The following is a 16,902-nucleotide window of genomic DNA, read 5'->3' as shown; positions in this document are numbered from 1 at the left end:
AGGGCGGGGGATAATGTGAATATTCTTTTTATGGGAACTTCAGTTTTTGCGGTGCCATCTTTACAGCATTTAGTGCAAGCCGGTTATAATTTGGTTGGTGTAGTTTCCCAACCGGATCGGCCGCGAGGAAGAGGTAAAAAACTACAAGCCCCACCTGTTAAACAGGAAGCAACTCGTCTGGGGTTACCAGTATACCAGTTTAATAAGATTAAAGACCCGCAGGCTACAGAGCTGGTTAAATCACTCCAGCCTGATTTGATTGTGGTGGCAGCTTATGGACAGATAATTCCCCGGGATATTTTGGAATATCCGCAATGGGGGTGTATTAATGTGCATGCCTCACTTCTCCCGCATTACCGGGGTGCAGCCCCTATCCAAAGGGCTTTAATGGCAGGGGAATCTGTTGTCGGTGTAACTACTATGTTTATGGATGAGGGTCTTGACACCGGAGATATAATTCTGCAAAAATCAATGGAAATAGGTAGTAATACTACTCACGGGGAATTGGAAAAAGTACTAGCAGAAGAAGGGGCCAGCTTGTTGCTGGCAACCATTGCTATGTTTGAAACGGGACAGGTAGTGCGAACAAAACAGGATGATTCCCAGTCTAACTATGCCCCTATGATTGACAGGTCTGATGAAGTCATCGATTGGTCCAAGTCCGCCTGGGATATTCATAATCAAATAAGGGCACTTAGTCCTAGTCCAGGTACTTATACGGTTTTAAATGGCAGTAAACTAAAAATTTATCAGAGCCGTCTATCTTCCCACCAGGGGAAAGGGGGAAATGGTCAGTTTATCGGTCCAACCGAGCTAGGATTTTTGGTACAAACAGGTGATGGAGTTTTAGAGGTTTTAGAGGTACAAAAGGCGGGGAAAAAGAGAATACCGGCAAGGGAGTTCTTGAAGGGAAACCCGCTGGATGAGGGCGTTATTCTAGGATTATAAACGATTAGTATTTAACATAATAAGGGAATAGTGCAAAGTTATCGAGGAAAAAAAGGAAGGGAGAGAGGATAAAAAGGGGGGCCTCCGGTGGAAACTAAAAAACGGATTTATGTAGGCCTGTTAGCTGGTAGCCTTTTGGTTTTATTGCTATTAACTGGATTGTTATGGTATTTGGTCAGTACCCGTGAACTTATGACTAGTCAGATTCTATTATCGGTGTTATTAGTCTTAGTAGCTGTTCTCCTGGTAATAATGCTGATTGGCATTATGGCCATTACCGTGATGATTATACGCTCCAAATCCATACCACCTTTGGAAAATGTTATCCGGTTAGTTAATGAATGGCTTTTCCCCATTACTCTTATGGTGGGCAAGATTACCGGAATTCCACGTGATAAAATATTACGTTCATTCATATCGGTAAATAATTATTTGGTTAGTTCTAAAAAAGTAAAAGTACCTGAGAACAAGATTATGATTCTGGTACCGCATTGTTTGCAAAATAGTGATTGCCCACATAAAATAACTATTGATGTAAATAATTGCCGGGAATGTGGCCGGTGTAAAATAGGTGAGTTAAAAAAAATTGCTCGTGAACATCAAGCTATTTTAAAAGTAGCCACTGGGGGAACCCTGGCCAGAAAATTTATCAAGGAAAACTGTCCCGAAGGTGTAGTGGCAGTAGCCTGTGAGAGGGATTTATCGCTGGGAATTCAGGATACTGCGTTTTTACCGATTATAGGTGTATTAAATTGTCGTCCCTATGGACCATGTGTTAACACTGATGTTAGTATTGAAGCAGTCCTAGATGCTTTTAATATTATGAGTAAAGGAGGTTAAATAATGGGCTATTTGATTTTTATTTTGCCGGCTTTCATCATATCCCTTTATGCCCAGTTCAAAGTAAAATCCACTTTCAATCGGTATTCACAGGTGCGTTCATCTCGTGGCTATAGTGGGGCTGAAGTAGCCAGTACTATACTAAGGCGTAATGGTTTGGGATCCAGTGTAGGTATCGAACCGGTCCGTGGAAGTCTTTCCGACCATTATGATCCTACCACCCGGGTAGTAAGACTTTCAGAAACAGTTTATGGCAACCAGTCTATTTCTGCTTTAGGGGTTGCAGCTCATGAAGTGGGGCATGCTATACAGCACCACCAGAAGTACGGGCCTTTGGAACTTCGTCACCGGCTAGTACCAGTAACTAATTTTGCTTCTTCTGCATCCTTTCCGATACTTTTGCTGGGTCTATTTCTGAATATTGCTGATTTAGTTTTTATTGGTATATTGCTTTTTTCGGCGGTAGTTTTATTCCATGTGGTTACGCTGCCAGTGGAACTTAATGCCTCAAGGAGAGCAGTAGCTCAGTTAAGTGAATCAGGATTAATTACGGTAGACGAGGCACCGATGGTTAAAAAGGTGCTGGGGGCAGCGGCGTTTACTTACCTAGCAGCTACCCTGATGGCTATTGCTAACCTATTGTATTATCTGGCTATTTTTGCCGGTAGTGATGACTAAAGTAGTTAGTTGAGGTGAATAAAATGGAAAAGGCGCAGGACCGATCAATAACTCCGGTGCGCCGCTATGCTGCCAATATATTATATGAAGTTACAGAAAAGGGTGCTTTTGCCAACCTGGCCTTAGATAAAGCACTGCGCCATTCTCCCTTGAGTATGGCAGATAAGAGTATGGTAACTGAGATGGTCAATGGTACCGTACGAATGTTAAAGCACCTGGACTGGGTGCTTAATCTTTTTCTTAAGTCAAATATTGAAAATACCAACCCCTGGCTTAAAGTTGTGTTAAGGTTATCTGCTTACCAGATTCTCTTTATGGATCGAGTACCGTCTTATGCAGTAGTTGACGAGGCAGTAAAACTGGTCAAGAAAAGAACTGGTGTGGCCTTATCCCGAGTTACGAATGGGGTCTTGCGTTCGTTAATCAGGCACAAGGAACAGATTAATTTTCCTTCCCGGGAGACGGATTTTAAAGCTTTTTTGTCAGTGTATTACTCCCATCCGGAATGGGTGGTTGATTTATTTGTAAATAAACTAGGGGGGAAAAACACCCAGCATCTGCTGGAATATAATAACCAGGCACCTAAATTAATCATAAGGGCTAATCATCTTAAGGTTAAACGGGATAGATTAGTGGAGTTATTAAGACAGGAGGGAGTACAGTGTCAACCTGCTAACAATACCCCGTGGGGCATAATTATAGAGGAACTAAATACCTCCATGTTGAACCTTAATGCATATAAGAAGGGCTATTTTTATGTGCAAAATGAGGGTTCTATGTTAGCAGCTGCCATATTAAATCCGCAGCCTGAAGAATTAGTTTACGATCTGTGTTCTGGTGTAGGGGGGAAAGCTACCCACCTGGCTGAATACATGAATGATCAAGGAGAAATTCGTGCCTATGAATTGTACCACCGCAAAGTGGGCTTGTTAGAGGAAAATTGCCTGCGTATGGGAATAAAAGTGGTTAAGACTGAATGTATTGATGTATTAAATATTCCTAATCCAACCAGACGTCCTAATCGGGTTCTTCTGGATGCTCCCTGTTCCGGACTAGGAGTGCTAAACCGTAGGGCTGATTCCCGCTGGCATAAAAAGCCAGAAGACCTAGTTGTTCTGTCGTCACTGCAGGGCAATATGCTGGTAAAGGCGGGAGAATTAGTGGGTGATAATGGTTGGTTGCTTTATTCAACCTGCACAATTGCAACGGAAGAGAATGAAGCTGTAATTGAGGCTTTTTTAAATAAATATCCCCGCTTTGAAATGCATGGCTTCGCGGACCATATCGCTTTTTTTCCTTTAGATGAACAGGATCGGCAGGCGGCTTCCCGGGGAATGTTGACTATTATTCCCGGTAAATATGGAACCGATGGTATGTTTTATGCTTTAATGAGGAGGAAAGCAATTTGAATGACCAGGGCAGAACCCAGCTGCTGGGCATGAGTCTGAACGAGTTAGAAGACTATATAGAAAGCCTGAATGAACCCAGGTTTAGAGCCCGTCAGATTTATAAATGGATTTACCAAAAACAGACCAGTTCTTTCTATGAGATGAGTGATATACCTCGTGAGCTCAGACAGCGTTTGGATGAAACCGCCGTTATTGCTATACCCCGGGTGCTGAAACAAAGAGTATCAGCTGATGGAACCCGCAAATTTTTGCTGGAATTAGAGGACCGTAAGAGAATTGAAAGCGTAGTGATACCTCAACCTGAAGAACGCAATCGTTATACCCTCTGCCTGTCTACCCAGGTAGGCTGTGCTGTGGGGTGCGCATTTTGCGCTACGGGTCTATCAGGATTTAAACGTAATCTGGAAGCTTATGAAATAGCAGGTCAGTTTTTAGGTTCGCAAAAAGAGCTTTCACGAAGACTGCGCAGTAATGAAGAAAATATTATCTCCAGCGTAGTCTATATGGGTATGGGGGAACCGTTCCTGAATTATGATGCAGTTCTGGAATCTATTGGCATTTTAAATGCTCCCCGGGGCATAAATCTAGGACAAAGACATATCACCATTTCTACTTCAGGTGAGGTGCGTGGTATAGAACGTTTAGCCCGGGAGAATTTACAGGTTACTCTGGCCATATCATTACACGCTGCTAATAATGAGTTACGCAATTATCTGGTACCGATGAATCGTAAATATCCCCTGGAGCGATTAATTCCTGCGGTGGAGGAGTTTATTAGTTTAACTAATCGGCGGGTTACTTTTGAATATATTATGCTGGATGATGTAAATATCAGTCGCCGTGATGCGGACCAACTGGTCATGATGATAAAACCACTTCTAGCCAATGTAAATTTAATTCCCTATAATGAAGTGGAGACACTTTCTTTCAAAAAACCTCCTGGTAGCAAGAACTGGCAATTTTATAACTGGCTAGTTCAGGGTGGTTTAAATGTAACCATTCGCGAAGAACGGGGAGGAGATATTGAAGCGGCCTGTGGACAGCTATGCCTGAAAAAAGAGCGTTAAATCTTAATCCCTTAGTGGTTCAGTAAATAGAGGTGGGTTTATGATAGTTGTTGGGGTTTCAGAAACCGGTCTAGTAAGGGAAAAAAATGAAGATAGCTATTTAATTGATGAAAAAAGGGGTATTTTTGTGGTCTGTGACGGGATGGGAGGTCACAAAGGGGGAGAGGTTGCTTCCCGTTTAGCAATTGATATTTTCAGAGAAACTGCTGAACAGGATCAGGGAAATAATCCGATTGTCATCTTAAACACGGCTATTAAGAAGGCTAACCGTACGATATATGAACAGGCAAAAAGCAATCCTTATCTTGATGATATGGGTACCACTGTAACTGCGGCAATGATTACTGATTATTTTATGACTATTGCCAATGTAGGAGACAGTAGCATATATATAATTCGCGGCAAAAATATCCGAAAAATTACCCGCGATCATACGTTGGCTGAACAAATGCTAAACAAGGGATTAATCAACGAAGATCAGATACGCGGTAATTCATATAATCATATTTTAACCCGGGCTTTAGGAATTGAATTACAGGTTACTATCGATAATTTCCAGGAACAGCTTATGCCCGGTGACTACGTTTTGCTTTGTAGTGACGGTCTGACTGATATGCTGACAGACGATGAAATACTGGCGATTATACTGGATAATAACGAGGTAAGCCAGATATCCCAGGGTCTAGTTCGGCAGGCTTTAGATCGGGGCGGGTATGACAATATAACATTAATTCTTTTACGGCTGAATTAGGAGGTAAACGTTTTGCTAGGCACTATCTTGGGCAATCGTTATGAGCTGCTGGAACAAGTCGGCGAGGGGGGTATGGCTACTGTCTATAAAGCCCGCTGTCGGATACTGGACCGTATTGTAGCTGTTAAAGTATTAAAAGAGGAATATTCCAGGGATGCCGGTTTTGTACAGAAATTTAGAACTGAGGCGCAAGCGGCGGCCCGGCTTTCCCATCCTAATATTGTAAATATTTATGATGTGGGTCAGGATAATGATATTTACTTTATAGTTATGGAATATGTTGAGGGAGAAACCTTAAAAGACCTCATTGAGAAAACAGCTCCTCTACCAGTAGATAAAGCAGTAGATATTGCTATTATGATTTGTGACGGTATCCACCATGCTCATGAAAAAGGGATTATTCATCGTGATATAAAACCTCATAATATCCTAATTACTCCTAGTGGCATGGTTAAAGTGGCTGACTTTGGCATAGCCCAAGCTATCAGCAAAAAAACCATAACTTTTGGTGGAAATATAGTAGGGTCAGTACACTATTTTTCACCAGAACAGGCTAAAGGTGAACCGATAACCCGGGCTACCGACATATATTCAGTAGGCTGTGTACTATATGAGATGCTTACCGGGGAAATACCTTTTGATGCGGAAAGTCCTATTACAGTTGCGCTAAAACATATTCATGATGAGGTACCATCTCCACGGGCTATAAATAGTGCTATTCCAGTAGCTTTAGAAGGCGTAATTTTTAAAGCTATGGAAAAACAGCCCCAGCATCGTTTTGCTACTGTTGAAGAAATGCGCAACGTTCTATTAAATTTGCATAGTAATAGTTTTTCATCATATAAGAAACGTACTGATAGCCATACTATAATTATGCCACCGGTTTCAGAAGGAAAGGAAGATACCATGGGCAAAAAGAAAATACGCCCTTTGGGTGTGGCAATTATAGTTTTAGGTATATTAGGTCTTTTACTGGGAGCACTATTCCAAATGGGCGGGAGTTTTTTCGGAGAGGAAGTAGTGGTTCCGGATATTGTAAATATGGATATAAAACAGGCTAATGATGAGCTTAATCAGGTGAAATTAAAAATGGTAGTAGTAGCTGAGCAAAACAGTGAGGATGTACCTAAGAATCATATCATCTCGCAAAAACCTTCCGCCGGACAAAAAGTAAAGGAAGGCAGGGATATTGAGGTTATTGTTAGTAAAGGTCAGGAAGCCTTAAAAGTACCTCGACTGATAGGGATTGAGGTAAACGAAGCTGAGCTTATATTGCGTAATGAAGGTTTTAAACCAGGAAAAATTGATGAAGTATATGATGACAAATACGCAGAAAAACTGGTAATATCACAAAATCCGCGGGCAGGAAGTAGTGCCGGTCCTGGAACCAAGATAGATCTTTTGATTAGTAAGGGAAAGGCTCCGGAAAGAATACCAATGCCTGAATTGATTGGATTGAAAGTAGACGATGCCCGTCGTAAAATTGAAGAAAATCAATTGGTGATAGGAGAAACAAAACGTCAGGAAAGTAATCAGTTTTTCTCTGATTATGTTATAGATCAGGATACGGCTGCCGGAGTATTAATTGATCAGGGAAGTACCGTAAACCTTACCGTCAGCAAAGGTCCTGGACCAGTAGCACAGAGTAAAGCTATAAGTATAAAGCTCCCCGAGGAACAAAGTTACTATAAAGTGGTAATCAAGTTAAAAGATAGCCAGGGAGAGCGAGAAGTTTACAACCAGACCCATGCTGCAGGTGATGAAGTTTATGTTGGGGTTAGCTATTACGGCAATGCCACTGCCGAAGTTCAATTAAATGGTAAGCCTTATAGAACAGTGAAATTGTAAAATAGTAAGCTTTAAATATTTATGACGGGAGGTATTTATGTCGGCTCACATTAAGGGGTTGGTGCTTAAGCATTTAAGTGGATTCTACTATGTTCAGGGTCCATGCGGGAATGTTTACGAATGTAAACTGCGCGGAAAAATTAAGGATCAGGTAGTCACTGGTGATAGGGTTTTGATCACACCTTTACCCCATGATAAAGGAACTCTGGAAAAAATCCTGCCCCGGGACAACTTGCTCTACCGCCCTAAAATAGCCAACGTAAGTACTGTCCTTATCATTATGGCGGCTGATCAGCCTGCCCCTAGTCTTATTTTGTTAGATCGACTGCTGGTTTTGGCCTTTTATAATGATTTGAAACCGTGCATAGTAGTTAATAAATGCGATATTTCTCCCCATAATAAAGCACAATTAATTACAGATTATTACCCCCGGGCTAACCTTAAAGTTATTAAAACATCGGCCGAGAATAGATGTGGTATAGATAATTTAAAAGCAATGCTTAAGGGCGAAATTGCGGTAATGGCAGGACCATCAGGGGTAGGTAAATCAAGCCTTTTAAACGCATTATTAACGGTTGATGTAAAAACCCAGGAAATAAGTAAGAAAATAGGCAGAGGAAAGCATACTACCCGCCATGTTGAATTATTTCCTCTGGATTTGGGCGGATGGATAGCTGATACCCCCGGGTTTAGTGTTCTTGATATTCCTAACATGCCTAAACATAATCTGGCCGGGTATTTTTCAGATTTTACCCCTTATATAGCTGGGTGCCGCTTTCGGGATTGTCTGCATCATAAGGAAACTGAATGCGGAGTGAAGGAAGCTGTAAAAAAGGGGATAATTGCCCAACCACGCTATGATAACTATCTTACTATGTTAGATGAAGTAATAAAAAACGAGAGGTGCTATCGGTGATTATAACTGCTCCATCAATTCTCTCAGCTAATTTTACCAGGTTGGGAGAGGATATTAGGAAAGTAGAAGTGGCAGGAGCTGATTGGCTTCATATTGATGTTATGGACGGTCATTTTGTTCCTAATCTAACCATAGGGCCACAGGTGGTTGCTGACATTCGCCAGTTAACCGATTTGTTTTTAGATGTTCATTTAATGATGGAAAAACCGGAAAACCTGATTCCGGCATTTATTGATGCAGGAGCTAATCTTATTACAGTGCATTATGAAGTTTGTTCTCACCTGCATCGGATTGTTCATAGTATTCGGGAAGCAGGTGTAAAAGCTGGGGTGGCTATAAACCCGGCTACGCCCGTACATATGCTGGAAGATATTTTACATGACCTAGACTTGGTTCTTATTATGAGTGTTAACCCGGGATTTGGCGGACAAAAATTTATTCCTGGGGCGGTACATAAGATAAAAAGGCTGTACCAGATGATCGAAGGGAATTCATGCCCGCAAATAGAAGTGGACGGGGGGATAAATTTAAAGACAGGTAAATTAGTAGTGGAGGCTGGTGCTAATATACTGGTAGCAGGCTCCTTTGTTTTTGGATCGCAGGATATAAAATCAGCCTTGAGCGGGCTTAAGAATCTGGGAACTATTGACCCGGCCCTGTAGTAGTGCTAGTATAGAAAAAAACCACATATTTTAATAGATACTTTCTTCGGGGAAGGGTGGAAGTCCCTATCGGCGGTATAGCCCGCAAGCCGTAAGGCAGGATCCGGTGAGACTCCGGGGCCGACAGTAACAGTCTGGATGGGAGGAGAAGTAGTGATAACAGGTGTGCCTGCAGGCATGCAATAGAGTTGTGCGCTTAAAAACCCGAGGAAAATCGGGTTTTTTGTATTTTATAGGTTTTAAAAAATTTGTGGTGTAATTGGTAAAATTAAGCTAGGAATTTAGGGAGTTAGTTTAGCCATGGTAAGTAAAGATGATATTTATTATATGCAAAGGGCACTACAACTGGCAGCTCAAGGATTAGGGAAAACTAGTCCTAATCCGCTAGTAGGTGCGGTCATTGTTAAAGATGGCCAGATAGTTGGCGAAGGATACCATAAGAAAGCCGGTACCCCCCACGCCGAGGTTCATGCCCTTAATGCAGCTGGTGACAAAGCCCGGGGGGCTACGATTTATGTTACCCTGGAGCCCTGCAGCCATTTTGGGAAAACTCCTCCCTGTGCAGATGCCCTGATTAAGGCTCAGGTAGCTAGGGTAGTTATAGCTACCTTGGATCCTAATCCCTGTGTTGCTGGTCGGGGGTGGCAAAAACTAAAAGCAGCAGGAATTGTAACTGAGGTGGGGGTACTGGAGGAGCAAGCCCAACGTCAGAATGAAGTTTTTTTTCACTATATTACCACTGGGAAACCTTTTGTAAGTTTAAAGGTGGCTATGACTTTAGATGGAAGGATAGCTACTAAAAGCGGTAGCTCTCGCTGGATCACCGGTGAAGAATCCCGCTATTATGTTCATCACCTGCGCAATATTAATCAAGCTATCATGGTGGGAATTGGTACAGTATTGGCTGACGATCCCCTTTTAAACACTCGTCTGGAAGGCGAGGATACCCGGGATCCGGTTAGAATTATTATCGATGGTCACCTTAATATTCCTTTGGAAAGCCAAATTGTAAGCACCAGTCGCAATCAAAGAACCATAATATTTACGTCTCCAAATACTGTCAGGGAAAAAATAGAGCGATTAGAGAATTATGGGGTTGAGGTGGTTGTAACTGGCGGGTCACCCCAATCTCTAGATCTGGAAGAAATCATGGGTTATCTGGGTCAGAAAAAAATAACCAGTGTTCTCCTGGAGGGAGGTAGTACTTTGAATGGTGCTATGCTGGAAAGGGGTTTGATAAATAAATTATACTGGTTTATTGCACCTAAAATCGTGGGAGGAAGCCATGCACCTGGTCCGGTTGGAGGGGCAGGAGTGGAGTTAATGTCCCAGGCTCTGGTGCTCAAGGATTCACAATTAACCAGGCTGGGGGAAGATTATTTAATAACTGCATATACAGGTTGGTGATGAATTATTTTTACTGGAATCGTAGAAGAAATGGGAAAAGTAAACCGGATGGTACGTGGGGGACAATCATTTCAACTGACCATAGAAGCCGGAAAGGTTCTGGAAGATGTCCAAATAGGTGATAGCATAGCGGTAAATGGTGTTTGCCTTACCGTAATTAGCTTTAATGATCAACAATTTACGGTGGATGTAATGCCTGAAACGGTAGATAAAACTAACCTAAAGCACCTACGCTCAGGTCACCCTGTGAATCTTGAAAGAGCTCTGCGATTAGGGGACCGGATGGGAGGACATCTAGTGCAGGGACATGTGGATGCCGTGGGCACTATAGCTCAGAAAGAGAAGCTGGATATAGCTATTATATATTGTATCAAAGCCCCCCAGCAGGTATTAAAATACACCGTACCCAAAGGGTCAATAACCATTGACGGTATAAGCCTTACGATTATCGATGTATTTCCAGATAGTTTTACCGTATCACTTATTCCCCACACTGCCCAGCAGACTGTTCTGGGGAATAAAATACCCGGCGATGGGGTTAATCTGGAAAGTGATATTATTGGACGTTATGTAGAACATCTCCTGAATTTTGATAAAGATCATAAACAGGGTGGTCTAAGTGTCGAAGTGCTGGCTGAAAACGGATTCTTATAAAGGAGGTTGGATTTATGTTTAAATTTAATACTATTGAAGAGGCCATCAATGATATACGAGAAGGTAAAATGGTAATTGTAGTAGATGATGAGGATCGCGAAAATGAGGGGGACATTGTTGTAGCTGCTGAGAAGGCGACTCCCGAAATTGTAAACTTTATGGCTACTTATGCCAAGGGATTAATCTGTGTACCCATGACTGGGGAAAGGCTGGACGAGCTGGAAATCCAACCTATGGTTATTGACAATACTGATAATCATGAAACTGCCTTTACGGTTTCAGTAGACTATAAAACTACTACCACGGGAATTTCAGCCCATGAGCGCGCTACTACGGTTAAGGCGCTGATATCTGCCGATTCTGTTCCAGCAGATTTTCGTAAACCCGGTCATATTTTTCCGTTACGTTATCGTCCGGGGGGAGTTTTAACCAGAACCGGCCATACTGAGGGATCGGTAGATTTAGCTAAATTGGCAGGACTATATCCTGCGGCAGTAATATGTGAAATCATGAATAATGATGGGACAATGGCCCGTGTTCCCCAGCTAATGGAATTTGCCCGGGAGCACAATGTAAAAATAGTTACTATAGCCGATCTGATTGAATACCGGCGTCGTAAAGAAAAATTGGTTCTCAAGGTAACAGATACCAAATTACCTACCCGTTATGGTAATTTTACCGCGGTTGCCTACGAGTCTCTTTTAGATGGTAAGGAGCATATTGCGCTAGTTAAAGGACAATGGGAAGAAGATGAACCCATACTAGTAAGGGTCCATTCTGAGTGCTTAACTGGTGATGTTTTTGGATCTAACCGCTGTGATTGTGGAGACCAACTTAGTAGAGCACTAACCATGATAGAAGAGGCCGGTAAAGGAGTATTGCTGTATATGCGCCAAGAAGGGCGGGGTATTGGACTGGTTAACAAAATTAAGGCGTATCACCTACAGGATAATGGTCGCGATACCGTTGAAGCCAATTTGGAACTTGGTTTTCCGGTTGATTTGAGGGATTATGGTATCGGGGCTCAGATTCTGGTTGATCTGGGGGTACGTAAAATGCGTTTGATGACTAATAACCCTAAAAAGATAAAAGGATTAGAGGGTTATGGTCTGGAAGTAGTGGAAAGGGTGCCTATAGAAATAGCCTGTAAGTTAGAAAATCGCCGCTATCTGCAAACTAAAAAGGAAAAAATGGGGCATATACTGGCTGGCCTATAAAATCTCAGTTAGAATTAATCATTTCAATCATTAGTACCATGAATAGGGATGGGAAGATAATCCTGTACCCGTCTAAAATAGACTTAGGAGGAATTTAATTGGGCAAAATATATGAGGGTAAGCTGGTTGGAGAAGGGCAAAAAATAGGTATAGTAATATCCCGGTTTAACGAATTTATCACTAGTAAGTTACTGTCCGGATGTTTGGATGCTTTAACCAGGCACAACGTAAAAACTGATGATATTGAAATTGTATGGGTACCGGGAGCATTTGAAATACCGCTAGTGGCACAAAAAATGGCCCTGATGAATTATGATGCCGTTATCTGTCTGGGGGCGGTTATTCGTGGGGCTACTCCCCATTTTGAATATGTATCAGCAGAGGTCACTAAAGGTATAGCCCAGGTAGGACTAGCCAGTGGCAAACCGGTAATTTATGGTATTATTACTGCTGATACCATTGAGCAAGCTATCGAACGGGCTGGAACCAAGGCTGGTAATAAGGGGGTAGATGCTGCCATATCGGCTATAGAAATGGTCAATATTATAAAACAGTTAAATTAATAATACCTTTAAGACTATTAAATTCGTTTTTTAGCAATGCAATAGGTATTAATAAGCTATTGGCAGCTATAAATGTTTTAAGAGCAGGCCGGCGCTGCACAAAATATGGCAAAATATTTTAACGCAGCGCCATTTATATATCTATATCGATTGCCAAATTGCACCAAAAAGAAACAAAAGGATTGTCCCCTTGCTTCCTTTTGGTTAATTTAGTCGGTAATGATGGCATCAGCCCGCCTGCTTAAGGTTTCTGCAATGGAATGTAAATGCTGGACAACGGCTGCCAGCTCCTGAACGATGGCTGCCTGGTTTTGTACCGCATCACTAATTCCTTCTACTTCACCATTTACATTGTTTGAGGCTACATGGATGTCATGGAGGATTTCATCAATAACCTTTATGTAACCCACGCTTTCATCTGATAACTTCCGGATTTCCTGGGCTACCACCGAAAAACCGGCTCCCACCTGTCCAGCCCGAGCTGCTTCTATAGCGGCATTAATACCTAAAATATTAGTTTGCGTAGCTATTCCCCGGATAAATCCTAGCACTTGATCAGTGCTGCTAATTTTCTCGAGAGATTGCATGGATTGTTCATGGAGATGGTTACCAATCCGGTCTAATCCGGTATTAGACTGTTCTAATGAACCAACCATTTCAACCACTTGTTGGGTAGCTTCGTTAAGATTTTCTGCTGCTAAACTAATCTCTTCCATCATTTTAATGTTTTCACAATAAATGATTCCGCCCACTATATTATCTTTGGGATCAATTACTGGAAAAGCCGTCCCGATATAAGGAAACCCGAAAAGGGAGCTGTCATTGCGGACACTGACCCGGCTTCCGGTATGAACTGCCTGGTACATAATTGAACCCGGAATGAGTTGATCCCCAGCTTTTAGTTTATGATCAATCTCTTTTCCGGGCAGGTAAACGCGGTATTTGTCAATATCAGCAACTGCAATTACACAACGCCGGTTAAAAATTTGATGAAAACTGAAAGCGGCCACCGTTAAATAATCCAAAAACTCATATTCTTCCGGATAATCCGGCAAAATAACCCTAACCTGTTCATATCCTTTTGCTTTATACATATTTTCACCACTTTCATTTAAATTAATTTGACTACATGAATCTACAGTGTATAGATTTTTATTGCGGGATTGAAATTTATAACCAGCAGTATAAAGAACCAGAGCGGCGGGTTCGGACCCTATTAAGGGCCCGGTCGCCTCTGTTTTTTGGTTAAAGGGATGTCTAGGGACGAATCTACGTAGTGTCAGGTTTTTTGCCTTGAACTCTTCCGGTTTCACTCTGTTCCAGATTATGCTTTTTAGCCCAATACCATCCTACCTGTCGCAGTACTCCATCTGGATCAGCCAGATTATACATCCAGGTCTTTACGCGCAGCATTAAAAGCTCTGATAACAGGTAGATAATCGGAATCCGATCTACAAGTATATACCAGATAAAAGGTAACAGGGCGTATAGAATACTGTAGCCATTCCGGTATAGGAGAATAGCAAAAATCATATTGATTAGTAGTTTGGGAATGTTACTCGATGCCGGTTTAACCAGGTATTTATTAATAAAATAGTTATAGGAACTCTGGTTAAAAAGAGACATGGACATCATCAGACCAAGTGCTGCCAGTAAAGAATAGCCAATCTTCTTAGTTATAAATAGCAGCACTGGAAACGAGTACACTGCGATTAGGCTAGGAATTAGTACCCAGTAAGCTGTTTCTCCGGCCAGTATTTCCAGGGGACGTTTTTCTAAAAGGATATTAAAGTAGTCAGACAATTCCCGGCGGGAAAAGCTGATTTTCATACCCCCTTTGGTAAGGAGAGCATCTTCGCCAGGTACATCTCTTAGTTCCTCCCAAAAATCGTGAGCCACTAATATTCCTCCTTTCACTGTTATTATTTATAGCTTGCAATAATTGTACCATGTGTAAAAATTACCACATATTTAATCCCAAATAATGTTTGCTATTCTGTCGAAAATAGTCTAACTTTATAGTATATATTAAAAATCAATCCAAAGGATGAGGAATTATGCAGGTAAAAGACATTATGACTCACAATCCCCTGGTGCTTAGCGGCAAAGAATCTTTGCGGACAGCAGCAGGTTTTTTTTTAGAAAACCATATTGATGGGGCACCAGTTGTTGATGAGGAAGGTAACCTGGCGGGTCTGTTGACTAAGTCCCATATCCTTAGGGCGGTGAGTGGTGGGGATGACCTTGAAGTCCTGGTGGAACAGGTTATGGAACGGCAGGTAACCCATATTACTGCTGAGCAGGACCTGCAGGAACTTACTCCCTACAGGGTAGGACGTTTCCCGGTGGTGGAACAGGGCAAAGTAGTGGGAATTGTTACCAGGTCTGATCTGGCCCGGACCTATTACCATTCTACTAAAGGCTTGGAACAGGAACTAACTACGGTTATTGATTCAGTTCATAATGGTATTGTTACCATTGATGAAAAAGGTGATATACGGGTATTTAATACCGCAGCGGAAAAGATACTGGGGGTAGGCCGGGAGGAGGCTATCGGCCGGCCCCTTACTAATATACTTCCTGATAGTACCCTAGACAGTATTATTGAGACAGGTAAAACTGAATTTAGTCAAAAGTTAACTATTAACAACCGTACCCTGATATCTAACCGGGAACAGGCCCAGGAACTTCGCCAGCATTATCAAGAACAATTAAATAAATATCGAACCTCAGATAAATATGTTTTCAAATCCCACAAAGCCAAGGATTTAATTGATCTGGTAATGCGATTAGGCCAGGTTGATTCTACGGTTCTCATAACTGGTGAATCCGGGGTGGGAAAAGAAATAATCGTGGAAATATTGCATAGCAATAGCATACGAAAGGACAAGCCTATGGTAAGTATTAACTGTGGTGCCATTCCCGAAAGCCTGCTTGAATCTGAACTATTCGGCTATGAGTCAGGTGCTTTTACAGGGGCTAAAAAAGGCGGCAAAATGGGACTTTTTGAAATTGCTAATGGGGGAACTATATTCCTGGATGAGATTGGAGAGTTACCACTGCAATTACAAGTTAAGCTTTTACGGGTTATTCAGGAAAGGGAAATAACCAGGGTGGGGGGAACTAAGCCGATCAAAGTTGATGTCCGCATTATTGCGGCTACTAACCGGGATCTATGGGAAATGGTCCTTAAGGACCAGTTTCGCAGGGATCTGTTTTATCGGCTTAATGTTGTACCAGTTAATGTTCCTCCTCTAAGGGAGCGTAAAGAGGAAATACCAGCTCTAGCTTCACATTTTATGCATCTTTTTAACAGCAAGTACGAATTAAATAAAAGATTGGATAGTAGTGTTATTACTAAATTGATTAATTATGATTGGCCCGGAAATATCCGCGAATTGGAAAATGTCATTGAACGGGCGGTAGTAACTTATCCTGGTGATGTCATATATGATATCTGCCTGCCCGAAAGTAACGATGAGTCGGATGGATGTTTGCAGATGAAAAATAGCTCCGCCATTCCTAAATTGAAATCGGCGGTGGAGAACCTGGAAAAGCATTTAATTGAAAATGCGCTAAAGAGGTGTGGTTCAACTCGCAAAGCAGCAGCTGTATTGGGGGTAAGCCAACCTACGGTGGTGCGTAAAGCAGCTCGTTATGGAGTGGTTATAGAGGAAGAAAAGGCGATACAAAACGGTATCGGCGATACAAATGTTGATCAGTAAGTTTTAGTGGTGGTGGGAAATAGGCTCAAGGGACGGTTTATCGGGGTATTGAATATAGTTTTAACTCGGAAGTAATTTGGTTAGTATTCGAAACACTTTTTATGATTAAGTCTTATCAAAGGCCGGCAGGTACTTCTTTTAAGATGTTTGCCATTTACCTGATACAAAAAGGTATCGCTAAGTAGATGGTGGAAAGCTTGTCTAGATAGGAGACCTG

At 41.9% G+C, this 16,902-nt stretch carries 16 protein-coding genes and 1 riboswitch; of the genes, 14 read left to right on the top strand and 2 right to left on the bottom strand.

All coding sequences use genetic code 11. From position 1 onward, the window contains the following. Positions 1-15 precede the first annotated feature (15 nt). The 13 genes from fmt to ribH all read left to right on the top strand — a co-directional run bounded on the left by fmt (position 16) and on the right by ribH (position 12,960). Entirely contained in the window at positions 16-948 is a 933-nt protein-coding gene (fmt, locus tag ACZ5Q0_RS00875; RefSeq protein ID WP_446819966.1) for a methionyl-tRNA formyltransferase, read from the top strand. Positions 949-1,035: 87 nt separating this feature from the next. Continuing rightward, a complete protein-coding gene (locus ACZ5Q0_RS00870; protein ID WP_446819967.1) occupies positions 1,036-1,788 on the top strand; it encodes a DUF116 domain-containing protein in 753 nt (250 codons plus the stop codon). 3 nt (positions 1,789-1,791) lie between these two features. Beyond that, positions 1,792-2,466 carry a zinc metallopeptidase gene (locus ACZ5Q0_RS00865; protein ID WP_446819969.1) on the top strand — a complete coding sequence of 225 codons (675 nt, stop codon included), beginning with the start codon at positions 1,792-1,794 and terminating at the stop codon, positions 2,464-2,466. Between the two features lie 23 nt (positions 2,467-2,489). Continuing rightward, positions 2,490-3,875, top strand: a complete 1,386-nt coding sequence (rsmB, locus tag ACZ5Q0_RS00860; RefSeq protein ID WP_446819971.1) for a 16S rRNA (cytosine(967)-C(5))-methyltransferase RsmB — start codon at positions 2,490-2,492, stop codon at positions 3,873-3,875. After that, the gene (gene rlmN / locus ACZ5Q0_RS00855; RefSeq protein WP_446819972.1) at positions 3,872-4,942 is read left to right on the top strand and encodes a dual-specificity RNA methyltransferase RlmN; all 1,071 of its coding nucleotides are present in this window, start codon (positions 3,872-3,874) and stop codon (positions 4,940-4,942) included. Before rsmB ends, rlmN begins: the two co-directional genes overlap by 4 nt. 40 nt (positions 4,943-4,982) lie before the next feature. Further along, the gene (locus ACZ5Q0_RS00850) at positions 4,983-5,693 is read left to right on the top strand and encodes a Stp1/IreP family PP2C-type Ser/Thr phosphatase (protein WP_446819975.1); all 711 of its coding nucleotides are present in this window, start codon (positions 4,983-4,985) and stop codon (positions 5,691-5,693) included. A 12-nt stretch (positions 5,694-5,705) separates the two neighbouring features. Continuing rightward, complete coding sequence (gene pknB, locus ACZ5Q0_RS00845) at positions 5,706-7,541, top strand: Stk1 family PASTA domain-containing Ser/Thr kinase (protein WP_446819977.1); 1,836 nt, start codon at positions 5,706-5,708, stop codon at positions 7,539-7,541. A gap of 37 nt (positions 7,542-7,578) precedes the next feature. Then, a complete protein-coding gene (gene rsgA, locus ACZ5Q0_RS00840; protein WP_446819978.1) occupies positions 7,579-8,457 on the top strand; it encodes a ribosome small subunit-dependent GTPase A in 879 nt (292 codons plus the stop codon). Further along, the gene (gene rpe / locus ACZ5Q0_RS00835; RefSeq protein WP_446819980.1) at positions 8,454-9,119 is read left to right on the top strand and encodes a ribulose-phosphate 3-epimerase; all 666 of its coding nucleotides are present in this window, start codon (positions 8,454-8,456) and stop codon (positions 9,117-9,119) included. The genes rsgA and rpe overlap by 4 nt, the downstream gene beginning before the upstream one ends. Before the next feature lie 38 nt (positions 9,120-9,157). Then, positions 9,158-9,273, top strand: a riboswitch (FMN riboswitch). Between the two features lie 146 nt (positions 9,274-9,419). After that, positions 9,420-10,526 (top strand): bifunctional diaminohydroxyphosphoribosylaminopyrimidine deaminase/5-amino-6-(5-phosphoribosylamino)uracil reductase RibD, encoded by a 1,107-nt coding sequence (ribD, locus tag ACZ5Q0_RS00830; protein ID WP_446819981.1) that lies wholly within the window; start codon positions 9,420-9,422, stop codon positions 10,524-10,526. A gap of 30 nt (positions 10,527-10,556) precedes the next feature. Next, a complete protein-coding gene (locus ACZ5Q0_RS00825; protein ID WP_464827189.1) occupies positions 10,557-11,180 on the top strand; it encodes a riboflavin synthase in 624 nt (207 codons plus the stop codon). Between the two features lie 14 nt (positions 11,181-11,194). Continuing rightward, entirely contained in the window at positions 11,195-12,397 is a 1,203-nt protein-coding gene (locus ACZ5Q0_RS00820) for a bifunctional 3,4-dihydroxy-2-butanone-4-phosphate synthase/GTP cyclohydrolase II (RefSeq protein ID WP_447182644.1), read from the top strand. Positions 12,398-12,495: 98 nt separating this feature from the next. Further along, positions 12,496-12,960: a 6,7-dimethyl-8-ribityllumazine synthase gene (gene ribH, locus ACZ5Q0_RS00815; protein ID WP_446819985.1), complete on the top strand. Its 465-nt coding sequence runs from the start codon at positions 12,496-12,498 to the stop codon at positions 12,958-12,960. Positions 12,961-13,169: 209 nt separating this feature from the next. Here ribH and ACZ5Q0_RS00810 read toward each other — a convergent pair whose 3' ends face one another. Both ACZ5Q0_RS00810 and ACZ5Q0_RS00805 read right to left on the bottom strand, forming a co-directional pair. Beyond that, positions 13,170-14,054, bottom strand: a complete 885-nt coding sequence (locus tag ACZ5Q0_RS00810) for a methyl-accepting chemotaxis protein (RefSeq protein ID WP_446819986.1) — start codon at positions 14,052-14,054, stop codon at positions 13,170-13,172. A 175-nt stretch (positions 14,055-14,229) separates the two neighbouring features. Further along, positions 14,230-14,859, bottom strand: coding sequence for a hypothetical protein (locus ACZ5Q0_RS00805; RefSeq protein WP_446819988.1), 630 nt, complete (start codon positions 14,857-14,859; stop codon positions 14,230-14,232). Positions 14,860-15,017: 158 nt separating this feature from the next. Here ACZ5Q0_RS00805 and ACZ5Q0_RS00800 point away from each other — a divergent pair, with 158 nt between their 5' ends. Beyond that, positions 15,018-16,685 carry a sigma 54-interacting transcriptional regulator gene (locus ACZ5Q0_RS00800; protein WP_447182643.1) on the top strand — a complete coding sequence of 556 codons (1,668 nt, stop codon included), beginning with the start codon at positions 15,018-15,020 and terminating at the stop codon, positions 16,683-16,685. Positions 16,686-16,902 lie beyond the last annotated feature (217 nt).

The organism is Syntrophomonas erecta subsp. sporosyntropha (assembly GCF_055395365.1).
This window is presented reverse-complemented; position numbering and strand designations above follow the sequence as displayed.